At 66.3% G+C, this 300-nt stretch carries 1 pseudogene; it reads left to right on the forward strand.

Going from position 1 to position 300, the window contains the following annotated elements:
• A pseudogene (locus EXE42_RS17585) lies at positions 1–231 on the forward strand (cytochrome C oxidase subunit II); the annotation flags it as partial.
• Positions 232–300: the final 69 nt, after the last annotated feature.

Here is a 300-nt window from a genome sequence, read left to right on the forward strand (position 1 = left end):
ATCACGTCGGCGGACGTGATACACGGGTTCGAGGTCGCCGGGACGAACGCCAACACGATGGTCGTCCCCGGCGAGGTCTCCGAGATAACCGTCCGCGTCGAGGAGCCGCAGGAGTACGGCCTCCTCTGTAATGAGTACTGCGGCGCCGGTCACCACGTGATGGAAGGGAAGGTGAACGTCGTCAGTCAGTCGGCCTTCGAGGAGCGGACCGACGGGGGTGACGGCGAATGAGCCAGGCGCTCGAAGGCGACCGGACCTTCGCCGACAAGTTCCCCGAGGAGGCGCGTATCGTCCGCGCCG

The sequence above is a fragment of the Halorubrum sp. SP3 genome (assembly GCF_005435195.1).
In the GTDB taxonomy this organism is placed as follows: Archaea; Halobacteriota; Halobacteria; order Halobacteriales; family Haloferacaceae; genus Halorubrum; species Halorubrum sodomense.